At 46.4% G+C, this 15,570-nt stretch carries 10 protein-coding genes; 5 read left to right on the top strand and 5 right to left on the bottom strand.

What is annotated here, in order from left to right:
• Positions 1-12: 12 nt before the first annotated feature.
• Positions 13-573: a YqgE/AlgH family protein gene (locus tag DYADSP32_RS17020; RefSeq protein WP_149241624.1), complete on the bottom strand. Its 561-nt coding sequence runs from the start codon at positions 571-573 to the stop codon at positions 13-15.
• A 285-nt stretch (positions 574-858) separates the two neighbouring features.
• On the opposite strand from DYADSP32_RS17020, the gene DYADSP32_RS17015 reads away from it, so the two are divergent.
• Positions 859-1,377, top strand: coding sequence for a gamma carbonic anhydrase family protein (locus DYADSP32_RS17015; protein ID WP_149241625.1), 519 nt, complete (start codon positions 859-861; stop codon positions 1,375-1,377).
• A 28-nt stretch (positions 1,378-1,405) separates the two neighbouring features.
• Here the strand turns inward: DYADSP32_RS17015 and DYADSP32_RS17010 are convergent, their stop codons facing one another.
• Both DYADSP32_RS17010 and DYADSP32_RS17005 read right to left on the bottom strand, forming a co-directional pair.
• Positions 1,406-2,038 carry a DedA family protein gene (locus DYADSP32_RS17010; RefSeq protein WP_149241626.1) on the bottom strand — a complete coding sequence of 211 codons (633 nt, stop codon included), beginning with the start codon at positions 2,036-2,038 and terminating at the stop codon, positions 1,406-1,408.
• 99 nt (positions 2,039-2,137) lie between these two features.
• Positions 2,138-4,021, bottom strand: coding sequence for an ABC-F family ATP-binding cassette domain-containing protein (locus DYADSP32_RS17005; protein ID WP_149241627.1), 1,884 nt, complete (start codon positions 4,019-4,021; stop codon positions 2,138-2,140).
• A gap of 182 nt (positions 4,022-4,203) precedes the next feature.
• Between DYADSP32_RS17005 and DYADSP32_RS17000 the strand changes: the two genes are divergently transcribed.
• The 4 genes from DYADSP32_RS17000 to DYADSP32_RS16985 all read left to right on the top strand — a co-directional run bounded on the left by DYADSP32_RS17000 (position 4,204) and on the right by DYADSP32_RS16985 (position 11,808).
• Entirely contained in the window at positions 4,204-5,145 is a 942-nt protein-coding gene (locus DYADSP32_RS17000) for a formylglycine-generating enzyme family protein (RefSeq protein ID WP_414618168.1), read from the top strand.
• Positions 5,146-5,179: 34 nt separating this feature from the next.
• A complete protein-coding gene (locus DYADSP32_RS16995; protein ID WP_149244802.1) occupies positions 5,180-6,523 on the top strand; it encodes a Gfo/Idh/MocA family protein in 1,344 nt (447 codons plus the stop codon).
• Positions 6,524-6,871: 348 nt separating this feature from the next.
• Positions 6,872-10,198, top strand: a complete 3,327-nt coding sequence (locus DYADSP32_RS16990) for a SusC/RagA family TonB-linked outer membrane protein (RefSeq protein ID WP_149241629.1) — start codon at positions 6,872-6,874, stop codon at positions 10,196-10,198.
• A 20-nt stretch (positions 10,199-10,218) separates the two neighbouring features.
• Positions 10,219-11,808 (top strand): SusD/RagB family nutrient-binding outer membrane lipoprotein, encoded by a 1,590-nt coding sequence (locus DYADSP32_RS16985; protein ID WP_414617857.1) that lies wholly within the window; start codon positions 10,219-10,221, stop codon positions 11,806-11,808.
• Positions 11,809-12,218: 410 nt separating this feature from the next.
• On the opposite strand, the gene DYADSP32_RS16980 is transcribed toward DYADSP32_RS16985, so the two are convergent.
• Together DYADSP32_RS16980 and argH are read right to left on the bottom strand one after the other, a co-directional pair.
• Positions 12,219-13,793 carry an FG-GAP repeat domain-containing protein gene (locus DYADSP32_RS16980; RefSeq protein WP_149241631.1) on the bottom strand — a complete coding sequence of 525 codons (1,575 nt, stop codon included), beginning with the start codon at positions 13,791-13,793 and terminating at the stop codon, positions 12,219-12,221.
• Between the two features lie 348 nt (positions 13,794-14,141).
• Positions 14,142-15,473 (bottom strand): argininosuccinate lyase, encoded by a 1,332-nt coding sequence (argH, locus tag DYADSP32_RS16975; RefSeq protein WP_149241632.1) that lies wholly within the window; start codon positions 15,471-15,473, stop codon positions 14,142-14,144.
• Positions 15,474-15,570: the final 97 nt, after the last annotated feature.

Below are 15,570 nucleotides of genomic sequence, written 5' to 3'. Positions count from 1 at the left end.
ACCGGCTTGATGTCAGTTGAGCCGGGGATCAATCGGATAATGTGCAATGGAACGATAGGCTCCGCCCATTTTTCGCAGTATTTCCCTCCAGAAACTTTCGGGAGGTGTGGAGAAGAGGAAGTCTGAGTCTGCCTGCGTAACGATCCAGGACTCTTCCTTCATCTCATTTTCCAGCTGCCCACCGCCCCACCCGGAATATCCTATGAAGAATCTGATATCCGTTTTGTCTAGTCCGTTGATATTCAGTTGTGTTTTTGCCTGTTCAAAATCTCCACCCCAAAATACACCTTTCATGATTTCATCCCCACCGGTGATGAGATCGGGTCTCCGATGAATGAAGTGCAGGGTGTTCTTTTCAACTGGCCCTCCCAGGTGCAGCGGAATATCCTGGTAAATGGTTTCTTCCAGAACATCCCCCAGAAATAATTCGGTGACCTGATTCAATACAAATCCGAACGAACCCTGTTCGTTGTAGGTACACAACAGGATCACACCTCTCTCAAAATTGGGATCCCCAAGAAATGGCTTGGCAATCATTAAACATCCCTTGGACGGACTTTGGACAGCAGGCATAACGTATGAGATAAATCATTTTAAAAACGTAATATATTTAATTTTCGCTTACATTAGACTCTGTGGCGATTTCTTTTGTAAAGCTGTGGGCGGTCGGCGGTTGGCCCCTGGCAGGGTGCTCCTGGCTGAGGGCGCAATTCAGGAAAGGAATTTTTGGCAAGGCCGTTCCTGTGGACGGCTTACGGTCTGAGAGTCAAGCTAACAGTAAATGTACTGTGCAATATTATTCGTAAGAATGGTTGTTACCTAAAAATAAATTTTCAATAAATAGCTTAAAGAAATCGTATGGCACTTATCAGAGCGGTGAAGGGAATAATGCCTCAGTTTGGAGAAGAATGCTGGCTGGCAGAAAATGCAACGGTTGTTGGCGACGTGGTGATGGGCGAGCACTGCACGGTTTGGTTTAATGCGGTAGTTCGTGGCGATGTGAACAGCATCAGGATCGGTAATTATTCCAACGTACAGGATGGTGCCGTGATTCATTGCACCTATCAGCGATTCGCCACGTCAGTAGGAAGCTATGTATCCATCGCCCACAATGCAATTGTTCATGGCTGTACCATTGAGGATCATGTGCTGATAGGAATGGGGGCGATTGTGATGGATGGGGCTGTCGTTGGGGAAGGCTCAATCATTGCCGCTGGTGCTATTGTTACGCAGGGCACAATGGTTCCTCCTGGTACAATATATGCGGGTAATCCTGCCAAATATCTTAAGGATGTATCCCCTGAACTGGGTGCCGCCATAGATAGAACCGCCAACAATTATGTAACCTACTCTGGCTGGTTCAAAGAGGATGAGTAGGCATAACCTTTAAGGTAGGCCTGCGGTATTATGGGTTCATTTCTTTTCTTGCGCTGAGGTAGCCTTTTATGACGGTGAAAGTGGTGATGGCAAGAAAAAACATGATGATATATTGTACATAATCGACGATTCCCGGAAAGCGCTCTCCAAACAGAAAGCCACCACCTGTGAGGGTACCTATCCAGATGGTGCCTCCCACTACGTTGTTAATCAAAAAAGATGGGAAGCTCATGCGGACCAATCCTGCCAGAATGGGGGCAAAAGTGCGTACGATGGGAAGAAAACGGCTGATTATCAAGGTTCTGCTTCCGTATTTCTCAAAATAAGTTCGGGTGGTTTCGATGTGTTTCTTTTTGAAAAAGAAAGAATCCTTTCGATTTTCAAACATGTCTCCGAAGTATTTACCAAAAATGTAACCTACCAGGGACCCAAGCACTGCGGCCGTAAAAAGTGAGATCAGTAAAATGAGAATGGGAACATCCAGAATGCCCGTGCCGCAAAATACCCCGGCCAGAAATACCAGATAATCTCCGGGAAGGAAAAAAGCGAAAAAGAGACCATTTTCGGCAAAAACAATAAATGTTATGACCAGCAGACCTCCTGTTCGGATTAAATCTTCAGAATTGAGTATGTATTGAAAAAAACCAATGATAGAATCCATACCTTTTACTTTTATTTAGCATCTGTGTTCCAGGTCGGACGACCAGGGACGTTCTGCATTTTAATTTATCACAAGTTCACATTATTGCACCTGGCAAAACTACGCATTTTCCGATAACTCAAGCCACCGCATTTCTTTATCGGCCTGTGTGGCCGTGATTTCCTCGATCTGTAATGCCCAGCTGGTGATTTCTACATGAGAACCGCCCTTGTTTATATTTTCAAGAAGCTGCGCCTTTTTCTTTTCCATCTGTGCCATGTCGGCCTCCAGTTGTTCCAGCTCCTTTATTTCCTTAAAACTCAGTTTCTTTTTTGGAGCAGAAGGTGTTGGGGCAGCCGTTTTGACCGGTTCCTGAACGGGCTGGGTGCCTTTGTTGCCGGTAGATACACTTTTTTTCTCCGCTTCCTGCTCATCCTGATAGTCACGTAGTTCGGTGTAATTTCCTGGGAAATCACTGATTGCCCCTTCTCCTTCGAACACAAAGATGTGCTCCACCAAACGGTCGAGGAAGTACCTGTCGTGAGACACAATAACCAGGCAGCCCGGGAAATTTAATAAGAATTCCTCCAGTACGTTCAGGCTGGCAATATCCAGATCATTCGTAGGTTCATCCAGGATCAGGAAATTTGGTTGTTTGATAAGAATCAACAAAAGCTGCAACCGGCGCTTTTCCCCACCACTCAGCTTGGAGATAAAATCGTATTGTTTGGAAGGAGAGAACAGGAAGGCCTGTAGCAAATGACCCACGGTTACGGTTTCACCTGTGCCGAGCTGAACCACCTCGGCTACATCCTTCACAATATCTATAACCCTTTGGTTCTCATTAAATACCAGATCGGACTGCTTGTAATAGCCAAATTGCACGGTTTCACCTTTGGCGATGGTGCCACTGTCGGGAAGGAGTTCACCGGTGATCATGTTGAGCAGGGTAGACTTGCCCATCCCGTTTTGCCCAACGATACCGATCCGGTCTCCTTTGCGGAAGGTGTATTCAAAGTTTTTGATCAGTTGCCTTTCTCCGAAACCTTTGGAAACATTTTCAAGCTCGATGATCTTACTTCCCAGCCGGGAGGTGCGTACGTTGAGCTCCATTTGGGTATCAAATTTCTTCTGGCTGGCTTTCTCCTTCAAATCCTCAAATGCGTCGACACGGTATTTGGCTTTGGTGCCGCGCGCCTTTGGCTGTCTTCTGATCCAGTCAAGCTCTTTACGCATGAGGTTTCTTGCCTTGTCTATTCCGGCGGCTTCCACCTCTTCACGCTCAGCCTTCTTTTCGAGGAAATAAGAATAGTTGCCCTTATAGGTATAGGCCGATCCATAATCCAGCTCAAGAACCTGATTACACACTGTGTCCAGGAAGTAACGATCGTGGGTTACCACGAGAATGGTGGTATTGGAGGTGTTCAAATAATTTTCCAGCCATTCGACCGTATCCAGGTCCAGATGGTTGGTAGGCTCATCCAGGATCAGCAGGTCCGGATCTTCCAGCAATACTTTGGCCATCGCCACCCGTTTACGTTGTCCGCCGGAAAGCGTGCCATAAAGTGCCTCGGTATCATGGATTCCCAGGCGTCCTAATATTTCTTTGGTACGATATTCAAAATCCCAGGCATTGTAAGCGTCCATATCTTCCATGACGGAGGCAAGCTCATCATGGTTGTCGGTTTCGATGGCATGCTCGTATCGTTTTACAACCTGTGCAATGGGGTTGCTCGAAGAGAATATGACCTCAATCACAGGTAGTGTTTCATCAAATGCAGGACTCTGGTCCAGATAGCCAACCCGAATATCTTTCCGGATACTCACTTCACCCTGATCAGGCGGTATGGATCCGGTGAGAATATTCAGGAAAGTTGTTTTCCCCGTTCCATTGGTTCCAATCAGGGCAACCTTATCTCCGCGACTAATTCCGAAATTGATATTTTTAAAGAGCCACTGATCTCCAAATGACTTGGCAATGTTTTCTGCTGAGAGATAATTCATGAGTAATTTTAGTATTCTATTAATACAAAGGTAGGACAGATATTAAAGAACTTGGAAAAAATTCGTTTTGGTTGGGTAAATAGCATAATATTGCTCTTTATATTTAGTTGGATGGTTTCATCGATCACAATTTCAGTATGTACAAAAAGTTAATTTTCCTAAGCTCCACGTTTCTGTTTTCAATGCATGTCGCTGCCCAAAACGGCGAATTTAAAAGTTACACACAAAAAATAGGCGGCAGTTCGCAGGTCTATGACATGGTCGCCATCCCCGGCGGCGAATTTCTGATGGGCAGTCCGGCTGCCGAAAAAGGTCGTAAACCGGATGAAGGACCTCAGCACAAGGTTAAAATTGAGCCGTTCTGGATGGGAAAATATGAGGTGATATGGGATATCTACGATTTGTATGCTTTCAAAAATATGGAAAAGGAAATGGCACTACGCCACCCAGATCCCGAAAAAAGCGTAACCAAAACGGATGCCAGTACGCGTCCAAGTCCTCCTTATGTAGATATGTCGTTTGGTATGGGAAGAGCCGGTTACCCTGCGATCAATATGACGCAGTATGCAGCCATACATTTTTGCAAATGGCTTTATGATAAAACAGGGGTGTTTTACCGGCTGCCCACCGAGGCAGAATGGGAGTATGCCTGCCGCGCAGGGTCAAAAACAGCCTACTCTTTTGGAAATGATGCAGCCAAAATCGGCGACTATGCATGGTACCGCAACAACAGCGATGCGGCCTATAAAAAGATTGGTCAGAAAAAGCCCAATGCCTGGGGCTTGTTCGACATGCACGGCAATGTGATGGAATGGACGCTGGATCAATATATCCCTGATTATTATGGGAAAAAACCTGCTGGTGAGGCCTATGCCCCCGTTACGGAACTGTATCCTACTGCGGTAAGAGGCGGATCCTGGGACGACGAGCCGGTGGATCTGAGGTCCGCGGCACGTACCGCATCCAAGCCGGAATGGAAAATTCTGGATCCCCAGTTGCCTAAAAGTGAATGGTGGATGACCAGTGCATCGTTTGTTGGATTTCGTTTGGTGAGGCCGGTTAAAGTGCCGTCTAAGGAGGAAATTGAGGCATATTATAACCCAAAGCTGATTGAAGACTATTAATTGAGGAACTATATAAACTCTTAACATTGATATGATGGAACAAAACAGACGTGATTTTCTCAAAGCATCCAGCCTTTTGGCGGGGGGCGCTCTTTTGAACCCGATCCAAAGCTACGGATACAATAGCGCTGTGGATGACACCATCCGGGTTGCCCTGATCGGTTGTGGTGGAAGGGGAGGCGGTGCCGCGGCCCAGGCGCTAAGTACCAGCCAGAATGTTCAGATCGTTGCGATGGCCGATGCGTTTAAAGATCGGCTTGACCAGACCTATAGCAATCTGATCTCTAAAAAATATAAGAATGCCGCAGGAGCGCCGGTTGACGCCCTGACGAAAGTGAAGGTTCCGGATGATAGAAAATTCGTCGGTTTTGATGCGTACAAAAAAGCGATTGCTTTGAAGGATGTGGATGTGGTCATTCTGGCCACACCTCCTGGTTTTCGCCCCTGGCATTTTGAGGAGGCTGTTAAAAACAACAAGCAGATTTTTATGGAAAAACCGGTGGCAACAGATGCTCCGGGTATCCGTAAAGTATTGGAAGTAGCTGAGGAAGCCAAAAGAAAAAAGCTGAACGTGGTGGTGGGATTGCAGCGTCACTACCAGGCAAATTACCTGGCAGCAATTAAACGCATCCAGGACGGTGCCATTGGCGACATCGTGGGGGGGCAGGTGTATTGGGTAGGTAGCAGTCCATGGATGAAGGAGCGCCAGGCCAACCAGACCGAAATGGAGTACCAGATGAGAAACTGGTATTATTTCAACTGGCTCTGCGGGGATCACATTTCTGAGCAGCATGTGCATAACATTGATGTGGCCAACTGGGTGAAAGGCGGATACCCGGTGCAGATACAGGGTACCGGTGGACGTGCCGTACGGACAGGCAAGGCATACGGAGAAATTTTCGATCACCACACCCTTGATCTGGTATATGCCGACGGAACTACCATTTCGAGCCAGTGCCGTCAATTCGAAGGTACCTGGAACAAAGTCGACGAAGCATTTGTAGGTACCAAGGGCCGTATCGATAGTTTCGAACGTAAAAGAACTGTTCTGAAAGACTACAAAGGGGGCGTTATTTACCAGCATGATGACAAGGGAGATAAAGACCCCTATCAGGTGGAGCATGACGAGCTGTTTGCGGCCGTCGCAAAGGGTGAATACAAATTCGCAGATGCCGAAAATGGAGCAAAAAGTACCATGACGGCCATTATGGGGCGCATGGCGACCTATTCCGGTAAAATGATTAAATGGGATGAGGCGCTTAACTCCAACATCAACCTCTTTCCGGATAAGCTGGCGTGGGATGCTTCCCCCAAAATACTTCCCGGACCAGACGGCCTGTATCCGGTTGCCGTGCCAGGTAAGACGGTGGTGATCTAAGATTCATAAAGTATTTGCATATAGAAGGCCCGGTTTCGGGCCTTTTTTTTGTGGTGGGGGGCACGTTAACACAACTCCAAGTCCCGTTGGCGGGTAATCATTAATAATTAACTGCATTAATGCCAGCAAGATCGATGCATAAGGAATCCAATAATCGTTGGGGTTGTTCGAAAGAAGAAAAATATTAGTGGTTGCTTTTATAGGAAGTCACCTGATTTGAACATTTATATACTTTTTTTTAATTAGGTATTACCATTATTAAAAAAATTTATTAATATTGTGTTATCTTTTGATACCTGTTTGTGTTACAACCATTTTATCCAAATCATTTTTAATCTTTAAGAAGCAATGGGAAAAAGTTTACTAAAGCTTATTGTCATGTTCATGATGATCGGCAGTCCTGTGTTCGCACAAACGATCACCGGAACAGTTACGAGCAGTCCGGATGGACAGCCGCTGCCCGGAGTATCCGTACTTGTGAAAGGGTCCACAAACGGTACTTCGACAGACGCCAGTGGGAAGTACAGCATTTCGGCTGCAAACGGCAGCGCTCTGGTTTTTTCTTTTATCGGATACAAAAGCCAGGAGGTACTGGTTGGCGGGCGTTCGGTGATAGACCTGGCCATGGTTGAGGATGCATCTCAACTGCAGGAGGTTGTGGTAACAGCTCTTGGTATTGGTAGAGAGCAACGGGCACTTGGTTATGCCACTGCGGTGGTGGGTAGCGAGGCGCTTGTCAAAACGGCCTCCCCCAACTTCGCTAACGCGTTGTACGGAAAGGCACCTGGTGTGACCATCAGCACAACACCCGGTGGAGCCACCAGTGGGGTAGCCATCAACATCCGGGGTTTTGCTTCCATTACCGGTAACACGCAACCATTGATCGTCATGGATGGTATTCCCATTCGTAATGGCTCGTTTAACAATGGTGACTACTGGGGTGACCAGCGTATCCGCGGTAACGGCCTTTTGGACCTGAACCCAGCGGATATTGAAAATATCTCGATTCTGAAAGGTGCATCTGCGGCTGCACTTTACGGTTCTGAGGCGGTAAACGGGGTTGTTTTGGTAACCACCAAAACCGGAAAAGGTAAAAAAGGTTTTGGTGTAGATTTCACCGCCAGCTATAGTGCGGATAGGATTGCCTATCTACCACGTTATCAGGATGTAAGAGGTCCTGGTTACATGCTCAACTATGCCAATGGTGGCCAGAACGCAGAAGGTTTTATTTCGTATGATACCAATGGAGACGGTGTAGGCGATACAAGAGGCTTGCTTAGTGCAACGGTAAACTACGGCCCGAAATTTGACGGTCAACCTGTAATGGCTTTTGACGGAAAGATCAGACCTTATTCTCCATCAGGCAATAGCTACGCTGATTTGTTTCAGAATGCATCCAGTTCGAACATCAACCTGGCGGTTTCGAAAGTAGGCGACAACTCCACGTTGCGTTTCTCTTTTACGCGCCAGGACAATGGCATGATCAGCTATGAAGCCAAGAACAGCAAAAACATTGCGAACCTGAATGCGAGCTTCAACCTGAGCAAAAAATTGAAAACCGATATTTTGGTAAACTATATCAACCAGCATACCCACAACCGTCCATTCAAGGTGGATCGTATGATCAACAACTTCTCCGGGATGATGAACCGTTTTGAATCCGCGGACTGGTATGAAGCTACTTACAAGACAAGCCTGGGTTATAGATATGTTACCGGAACCGGTCAAAGCCTTACACCGAATGAAAACATCATTCGTAACGGATTTAAAGGGGATATTGCCGATTACATGTGGAATACCCGTGAGAATAAGTATGACGAATATTCAGATCGTATCATAGCAGCCCTGACCCAAAACTGGGAGATCACCAAAGACCTCAGTCTACGTGGGCGGTTGGGAACTGATTTTACTTCTGAGCGTATGGAAAGCAAATCACGCAGTTCAATTCCGCTCGCATTCGGGTATTCTGGAGGTTTCGGTATGAACAACAACTTGTACAACAGCGTGTATGGAGATGCCCTTTTGAAATATTCCAAAGCCATCAACTCCGATATCACGGTTGCGGCAATGGCTGGGTACACGGCCACGAAAACGCTTAATACCTTGAGTGGTGTAAGCACCAACGGTGGATTAAGTACTGAGAACTTTTACGATCTTGCGGCGTCTGTAAACAATCTTAACGCAAGTAGCAGTCGCGAAAGAGAACTACGGGATGCATACATCGGAACTGTGAATTTTGATTACAAAAATATGTTCTTTGTAGAAGCTACCGGCAGACGTGACCGTACCTCAAGATTGGCTCCCGGTAACAATGCGTTCTTCTATCCGTCGGTGAATGCAAGTTTTGTTTTCACAGATGCATTTAGCCTGCCCGCTTTCCTTAGCTACGGTAAGCTGCGCGGATCCTGGGGTATTGTGGGTAACTATCCCGGCATTTACAGGGCCAACGTGTCTTTCAACCAGGGCTCGTACGCCGTTCAGCAAACCGGAGGAACTTCTGTACTTTATACCAATATTAGTGACCAGGTTGGTAACGATAAAATTCGCCCAGAGCAAAAACGTGAATTTGAATTCGGTTTGGAAACCAAGATTTTCAACAACCGTTTTGGTATAGATCTTTCTTATTACAATGCGCAGATTGTGGATCAGATTCTTCCATTGACGATTGCATCCACAACGGGAGGTCGATCTATTCTTGCCAACATTGGTACCCTGCGTAACCAGGGTGTGGAATTGGGATTGAATTACTCGCCAATCAAAGGTACCGGAGCGGATGATTTGAACTGGGATGTCGTTTTGAACCTATCCAAAAACAGCAATAAGGTTGAGAAACTGGCCAACGGATCTACAGAGTTGCTTCACGCGGATTTTGATGGCAATGCAGCGCAGATTAGATCAGTAGTTGGGCAGCCAATGGGTGATATTTACGCACACGGCATTCTGAAAAGCGCGAATGGCGAAAAAGTAGTGGGCCCGAACGGTCTTTATCAACTGGATGGTGTAAACTGGATCAAGGTTGGAAACGCAATGCCTAAAGTTACCGGTGGATTGATCAACAGTTTCGCGTACAAAGGATTTACCCTGGAGGCGGTTACTGACTTCCGTTTTGGTGGTCACATCATGCCAACTGGTATCAACTGGCTTACTTCCAGGGGTCTTACCGAGGAAAGCTTGACTGCAATGGATGCGGAGCGCGGTGGTTTGAGATACTATCGTGATGCAAATGGCAAGGGTGTTCAGCTGACAGGTACTGCCTCTGCACCAGACGGACGTCCTGTGTACAACGATGGTATGTTGATGGAGGGGGTGCTTGCCAGTGGCGAGACAAATACCAACGTGGTGAGCCAGGCTACTTATTACAATGCCACTTACAACTGGGGGGGACCTCAGTACGGTAATGCCCGTTATGAGTTGTTTGTGAAGAAAAACAGCTTCATCAAAATGAGAGAACTTTCTCTGGCTTATCGTCTTCCTGCTCGTCTTGCTTCCAAGTTGGGATCACAAAATGTCTCCGTGTCTGTGTTTGGACGTAACCTGTTCTTCATTTACAGAACCATCAAGGATCTGGATGCGGAACAAACCGTATCGGGTTCCAACTGGGTTAATAACATCAACAACGCCGGAGCAAATCCATCGTTCCGTACGATGGGTGTGATGCTGAGAGCTAGTTTCTAATTCTAAAATTGAAGATGAAAATGAAAAAGATATCATTATTTTTATTATCCGGACTTTTGCTGGTTGCGGTTTCCTGTAAGGAATCCGAATTTACCGAGCGCTATGCTGATCCGGCGAAAGTGTCCCAAACAACCATTGAAAAGCAGTATACCGGTTTCCTGGGTGCGGCTAATGATTATATTATACCCAAATACTGGAATTATTTCGTGGCCTTGCGTACCAGTATTTTCAGATACACCCAGGTGGTAGGCTGGCCAAATGATCAGGGACAATACGTGCCAGGTTCTTCGGGTGTGGAAAGCGTTTGGTTCAACTACTATAGCGTATTGGCCCAGTATCGGGAACTTCAAAGAGTATATGCTGCTGCTTCTGCGGATGAGCAGAAGGAGAAACGGGTATTCCTGTTGACAGCTACCGTTTATCTGTATGATTATACGCAGAGAGTAATCGATTTATTCGGAGATATACCTTTGCTTCAGGCAGGTATGCTGAGTGCCAATGGAGGCGATTACGATGCTTCAGCTGCACCATTTGATGATTCACAGGCACTTTATACCAAAATGCTTGATGAGTTGAAAGCGATGTCGACCGAGCTCAACACCATTACGCTGAATGCCGGTTATCAGAAATCCTTTACAACACAAGATTATGTCAACAAGGGTGACCTGATGAAATGGAAGCGTTACACAAACTCCTTGCGACTGAGAATGTTGAACCGTGTATCTGGTGCATCAGCTTTCACGTCACGCGCTAATACCGAAATGGCGGAGATTTTGGGAAATGCAACTACGTATCCAATCGTGGAATCAAATGATCAGAATATCCAGATCGACATTTTTAACGTGAGTACCGGGATCAATAATAATGATTTCGAGGGCGGTCTGGAAGGTGCTAACTGGTATGCCAATACAGCCGGCAAGAAAATGATCGATCACATGAATACCAATATGGATCCCCGTTTGCCAGTGCTGTTTGAGCCAGGACAAAATGCATCCGGCAAGTTTAACGGTATTGATCCTATGGGTGCGAATACGGAGCAGACGCTTCAAACCAACAACGGTCTGATCTCGATCTATAATCGTTTCACCATTAGCCGTAACAAGTTTCTGTTCGGCACCATTTTCAATGCTGCTCAGGTAAGCTTGATTAAGGCGGAGTACTACCTGCGTACCGGCAATGATGCGATGGCCAAAACGGCTTATGAAGCATCGATCAATCAGTCGGTAAAGTTCTATAATGGTATTTTAGCTTTGAGTAACGCAACGGGTGTGCCAATCCCGACCGCTGCAACAGACGCTCAGATTACGGCTTACACGGCTGCGGATGGTATAGCATGGGCCAAAGCCACAACAAGTGCTGCCAAACTGGCCTTGATCGCGAATCAAAAGTGGATCCACTTCAATATTCTGCAGCCGTACGAAAACTGGGCAGAAATCAGAAGACTGGATCTTCCTACCTTCAATTTTGTGACGGATGCGAGCAACAACCAGACGCTGCCTCCGGTACGTTGGAATTATCCTAACAATGAAATCACGTACAACAATGCGAACTATAAATTGGTAGCGGATAAGGATAAACTGACGACCAGGTTATTCTGGGATGTGAAGTAGTCATTTATTTTGCAGTGAAGTTTTAGTTTTTTGATTTAGTTAATGATAGATTAAAGAGGCAGGCCGTTTGGTTTGCCTCTTTTTTGTGGTAATGGTTATCGTATGTTCAGCGGATGAGGTTATTCGTTTGGAGGCAGAAGTTTCACAACAAATGGATCTTAGTGGGAAAAGATATTTCCTTGAAATCGGTTAGCGATTTAGGGATAGATAGACCAGACACAATTGGATATTGTTAATAAGTCTATTATTTTGATGTAATGCTGCAAACAGTTTGGAATCAAAAATTGGAGGGATCGTCGGAAGTTAAACCTGAGTGTGAAGTATTCCTGACTCCATGTGAAGGGTTATACAATGCTCAATTTGGGTTCAGACTCGGAAAGTGCAAAAGGGAACTGGCAAAAGTACGGGATCTATTTTTTATTGTTTGTTAGAACCAGCAACTGTGGGAAGGAGAGAATTCCCCGGAAGATTAACCGGCTCATTTCTCCCATGGTGTGAAAGTATGAACCGAGTATGATATCAACGTCCCCGTCGCCATCGTAATCGGCGGCCTCCATGGTAAGCCATTTTCCCGAAGCAGCTGCTGGGGTAGCGTAGGCTTTAAAATTCATTTTCCCCTCATTGGACAGATAGATAAATGAATGTTGCGGGTTGGCCAGGTCAGAGTAAAAGGAAATCGCCGCTATGTCCACGTCTCCATCATGGTCAAAATCCCTTGCCACAGCTTTGCTTGCGCCATGAAGCGGGTAAAACCACGCCTCCCGGAAGTTGTCCTTGCCATCGTTCAGGTAGAGCCTCACTCCGTGATAGTTTTTGGCAATGGCAGAGTAATCCCAGTTGTCTCCGTTGGTCGCCAGTATATCCTGAAAACCATCCTTATTGAAGTCGACCAGTTCGAAATAGCTCATACCGTAGGAAGGTGGGAACTGTAGCAGTACTTTTTCTTTGAATTTGCCATTGCCCAGGTTGTAGAAGAGGGAGATTTGTTCTCTTGCCTGTGCCATCAAGGCAATGATGTCGGGCTTTTTGTCGCGGTTGAAATCTCTGATCTCTGTTTTTCGTGCACCGGGTAAAGCCTTAAGGATATGCTCCCTGGCAGGGTCAAATCCGTTGTACCAAAACAGTTTTCCGGAGTTATTCCCAAAGCCTGCAATCACAACGTCTTCCTTGCCATCCATGTTCAGATCACCCGCCGTAAACTGTACAGGCCGCGGCAGATGCTGGATATTCACGTTTGCAGCGCTATTTTCGGCTGATTTGTTCAGAGACATCAGCCTGCCCTGCTTTTGTTCAGAAGGGCTGAAAATACCAATTGTAAGTAATCGGGGTGGTGCGTTTTTTGGGAAGTCAATGTCGGTGGGTGCGGTGTCGATCCACCAGGTATCCTTTAATTGAAATGTGTTGTCCAGGACATAAAGTGCATTCTGATCGTCGCCCACATAGAGCTGTGAGGTATTTTTATCAAATTTCAAAAGTGTGGTTTTAGGAGCCTGCTTGTCGCCAACAGTATGATAATCTGCTTTGAACTGAGGAAGGCTATCAGAAATCGAAATGGTATTTTTCTGAGGAAGGGGCTCTTCAGGCGCCTCACTTTCATAATATTTTACAATTTGAGCCCATTGTTCGTTGGCAATCAGAGGCGATTCAGGATATACATTCAGTTGCCGCATCAAGGCCTCTTCACCCGCAGGTTGGCCAACATAAGGATCCAGGCCTGAGAGTCTGATTCCGAGCCGTAGAGCCATGTTTGGCAATACACTGCCTACCCATGTTTTCTTGTCAAGCAAGGACGGCTCGGGGAAAAGGTGGCAGCCTGAGCAATGCACGAGGGCTAGCCGTCTTCCTAATTGAGCGGAGTCGGAGCGTAAGAATTGACCTGTGGACTGTTCGGAAGGCGTTGCGTGAAACGCTAATTCACTATTCAAAGAGAACAGGGTAATCCAGGTACTGAGGAGTAAAACCAAGCTGGTTTTGAGATACGGCATTGGAATGATCATTTGCTGCGTATTGGACAATCTGGCATAAAAGGCAAAGTAATATAACGCAAAAACGAATCAGGACATGGAAGTTGGTCCGACCATAATTGCCTACAAATCTGCCTGTTTAATAATCTCCGTAAACAAAGTCACCCGCCGAACGTCATTGGGATTGAAGAGGAGTTTGGGATACATCACGTCCCTGTTCATTCATGTCTAAATTTTCACAATGGGAAATCAACCGTTCCTTCAGTTCGACAGCTGTCTTGATGCTGGCTTTTTGCGCTAAGTATTGATAATTTGGCTTGATCTTACGGCTGAGTAAAAAATATGATGTCAAAAAAGTCTCTACCCTTGTTACAATAGTTTACTCAAAGCCTCTGTAATCCCCTCGAAACCAAACCGGCCTATTTCTTCATCCATTCGTTTACGGAGCAAATCGTTCTGAAGATTCCCGATGCTGCCCTCGTGTGTGTGATTTAATTCTCTGGGGGCTTTGTAAGTTCCATCTGCGATCTCGGCACCTACCTGGCGATATGCATCGCGGAAGGGCACGCCATTGATCACCAGTTCGTTAACGCGTTCGACGCTGAACAGCAGATCATATTTAGCGTCGTCCAGCAGATTTTGCTTCACTTTCAGGTTTTCAAGCATAAAGGTTGCAATGTCCAGGCAATCGAGTATTTCGTCAAATGCGGGCATCAATATCTCTTTCAACAGCTGCATATCCCGGTGATATCCCGAAGGCAGGTTGCTCAGCACCATGGTGATTTCCATGGGCAGTGCCTTCATCCTGTTGGTTTTGGCTCTCAGCAGTTCTGCTACGTCGGGGTTCTTCTTGTGCGGCATGATGCTGCTCCCGGTGGTGAGGTCATCGGGCAGTACAATGAAGCTGAAATTCTGACTGTTGTACAGGCAAACATCCATAGCCAGGCGGGATACCGTTGCAGCGAGTGAAGAGATGGCGGTTAGTGCCGCCTGTTCGGTACGCCCGCGACTCATTTGTGCGTAAACGACATTGTGATGCATGCCTTCGAACCCGAGCAATTCCGTTGTCATGGTCCTGTTTAGCGGGAAAGAGGATCCATACCCCGCGCCTGAACCCAAGGGATTCCGGTTGGCAAGACGGAATGCGGCATTCAGCTGGATCACATCATCGATCAAACCTTCGGCATAAGCACCAAACCATAAACCAAATGAGGACGGCATGGCAATCTGCAGGTGTGTGTAACCAGGGAGCAGATCATTCTTATGCTCTTCTGATCGTTTGATAAGAATGTCAAACAACCTGTTGGTAGCCAGTACCACTTTGAAAAGCTGATCACGTGTGTAAAGCTTCATATCCACAAGCACCTGATCGTTGCGTGAACGGCCGCTGTGAATCTTCTTGCCTGTATCACCGAGTTTACGGGTCAGCATGAGCTCTACTTGTGAGTGAACGTCTTCGACACCATCCTCTATGACGAAGTCGCCGCTTTGTATTTGCTTGTGGATCAACTTAAGTTCTATGGACAGCGCATCAAGTTCACTCCGGGTGAGCAAGCCAATGGATTCAAGCATGATGGCATGGGCCAGATTGCCAAGGACGTCAAATTCGGCCAGGTTGAGATCCATTTCCCGGTCTCGCCCCACTGTGAAGCGTTCTATTTTTTCGGAAGTTACCGTATTTTCTTTTTGCCAGAGTTTCAAAATTCTTCGCGGGTTTGTTTTCCGGACATCACTGATTTGTGTCGACCGGTGAGCCTTTTTGAATAATTTAAGTGCATGGACGATCGGACAAGGTTTA

Source organism: Dyadobacter sp. 32, from assembly GCF_902506755.1.
Taxonomy (GTDB): Bacteria; Bacteroidota; Bacteroidia; order Cytophagales; family Spirosomataceae; genus Dyadobacter.
This window is presented reverse-complemented; position numbering and strand designations above follow the sequence as displayed.

Bases quoted from the DNA above. Each gene is read 5' to 3' on its own strand.
- DYADSP32_RS17015 (WP_149241625.1), top strand. From the start codon at position 859: ATGGCACTTATCAGAGCGGTGAAGGGAATAATGCCTCAGTTTGGAGAA.
- DYADSP32_RS16980 (WP_149241631.1), bottom strand. From the start codon at position 13,793: ATGCCGTATCTCAAAACCAGCTTGGTTTTACTCCTCAGTACCTGGATT.
- DYADSP32_RS17000 (WP_414618168.1), top strand. From the start codon at position 4,204: ATGCATGTCGCTGCCCAAAACGGCGAATTTAAAAGTTACACACAAAAA.
- DYADSP32_RS16990 (WP_149241629.1), top strand. From the start codon at position 6,872: ATGGGAAAAAGTTTACTAAAGCTTATTGTCATGTTCATGATGATCGGC.
- DYADSP32_RS16995 (WP_149244802.1), top strand. From the start codon at position 5,180: ATGGAACAAAACAGACGTGATTTTCTCAAAGCATCCAGCCTTTTGGCG.
- DYADSP32_RS17005 (WP_149241627.1), bottom strand. From the start codon at position 4,021: ATGAATTATCTCTCAGCAGAAAACATTGCCAAGTCATTTGGAGATCAG.
- DYADSP32_RS17020 (WP_149241624.1), bottom strand. From the start codon at position 573: ATGCCTGCTGTCCAAAGTCCGTCCAAGGGATGTTTAATGATTGCCAAG.
- DYADSP32_RS17010 (WP_149241626.1), bottom strand. From the start codon at position 2,038: ATGGATTCTATCATTGGTTTTTTTCAATACATACTCAATTCTGAAGAT.
- DYADSP32_RS16985 (WP_414617857.1), top strand. From the start codon at position 10,219: ATGAAAAAGATATCATTATTTTTATTATCCGGACTTTTGCTGGTTGCG.